The organism is Segatella maculosa DSM 19339 = JCM 15638 (genome assembly GCF_000382385.1).
GTDB classification, from domain to species: Bacteria; Bacteroidota; Bacteroidia; order Bacteroidales; family Bacteroidaceae; genus Prevotella; species Prevotella maculosa.
In genome coordinates this window covers 1-1,642 of sequence record NZ_KB908374.1, presented here as the reverse complement: position 1 = coordinate 1,642, position 1,642 = coordinate 1, and the positions used below count along the sequence as shown (strand labels likewise).

Sequence of the window (1,642 nt, the reverse complement as noted above, 5' to 3'; positions counted from 1 at the left end):
GAGGGTTGGGTGCAGCATCCGAAGCGCAACACTACGCCAGGTACGCCTCCGGGGCCGCCCATCCAGTGGGGAGCACCCGAAGACCCCGACAATGCCCAACCTGGCTATGGTTATATCCCCACAGACACCACCAACACCGAGGACATTTTCTTCTATCACTCCGACCACCTCGGCAGTACATCATATATCACTGATGCCAAGGCCAACATCACCCAGTTCGATGCGTATTTGCCCTACGGTGAGTTACTCGTCGATGAGCATAGCAGCAGCGAGGACATGCCGTACAAGTTTAATGGCAAGGAGATGGATGCAGAGACTGGACTCTATTACTATGGTGCAAGATACATGAATCCTGTGACAAGTTTGTGGTATGGAGTAGATGCACTTATAGAAGCTAAACCATCTATGGCAGGAAATACTTACTGCTTAGGAAATCCCATTAACCTAACTGATCCTGATGGGAATTGGGAATGGAATAAGAATGGAAATTTAGTTGCACAGAAAGGTGATCAAGCTACGTCTTTGGCTAAATTTCTTGGTACTAATATAAAAAATGCGATGACGATCCTTCATAGAGTTGGTGTAAAAGCTAATAAAAGAGATATTTTAAATTTAAAGGCAGGTCAGGTACTTAATAAAAAAGATTTATGGGTAGGCTTTAAAGCTGCTAGTGGTAAAGTTGTGCATAATACAGAGGAAGCTACCAGACACTATTTACATGGGCATGGAGAGTCAGCAGATGTCGGAGATCAATCTACATTAGAGTTGTTGACATCGAGCAAATTCAGAGAAAAACATACTAAAATAACAAGTCAAGTCGTTGCCCCTCAAGGATATTTCAGCGTGGATATGACGAAGAAAACATTTCATATTGGAAACACTAATATCGACTATTCTATTTCTAATAATGGAAAAAGTGCAAGTGTTACCTATACCTTATTTGCGAGGGATGGATTTTGGGATCCAGATTTTATAGACGAGAAGGGCTTAGGTAAAATACCAGTTATCAATAAATTGACCCATACAATTCCTGATGGAATGGGCCCTAATCTAGAAAGATTCGGGGGGACTCCGTATCATTATAAGACGCGAACACGAACTTACTTTTTTAAGCCAGTACAATAATGAAATATTTTCTTATATTCGTGTTAGTATTATTCTCTTGTTCAGATCCAAGGGAAAAATTACCCTATAATTTGAGCGCACAAGTAGTTTATGAATATCCTGCGCATTTTGAGATAATAGATTCGCAAGGATTTCCTGTACTTGGGCCAGGCTTTAGATATACAAAGTCTTCCAGTTTTATAATTGCAACAACTATTGCCTATGGTTACAATAAAAGCGGTATAATAGTGCAGGTTACAGATAAACATAAAAGAGTCCATTATTTAAAGACAGAGGTGAAAAAAATAAATAATGATTATAATATAACTTTTATAGAAATAAGTAACAAAGCTTTTAATAAAGAAAAAAAGAAATATAAATGGAAGATGGTTAGTATATAGTTATTATGGCTTATTTTTTTATTTCTTTGGGCGTTATGGTATCGCCGACGTGCGTACCTACATCTATGGTGCCACCTACGACAGCTGGAACCGTGTGCGCACCATGACTTATCCCGACGGAGAGGTCGTGACCTATG

General features: G+C 39.6%; 2 protein-coding genes. Both read left to right on the top strand.

Annotated features, from left to right (window positions below; translation table 11 throughout):
• Nucleotides 1-1,125, top strand: a 1,125-nt coding sequence (locus H164_RS16040; protein ID WP_019969249.1) for an RHS repeat domain-containing protein, incomplete at its 5' end; no start/stop codon positions are given.
• Nucleotides 1,125-1,505: a hypothetical protein gene (locus tag H164_RS0114260; RefSeq protein ID WP_019969248.1), complete on the top strand. Its 381-nt coding sequence runs from the start codon at nt 1,125-1,127 to the stop codon at nt 1,503-1,505. The genes H164_RS16040 and H164_RS0114260, both read left to right, overlap by 1 nt.
• Nucleotides 1,506-1,642 lie beyond the last annotated feature (137 nt).

Coding starts and splice junctions, on each gene's coding strand:
- H164_RS0114260 (WP_019969248.1), top strand. CDS start 1,125: ATGAAATATTTTCTTATATTCGTGTTAGTATTATTCTCTTGTTCAGAT.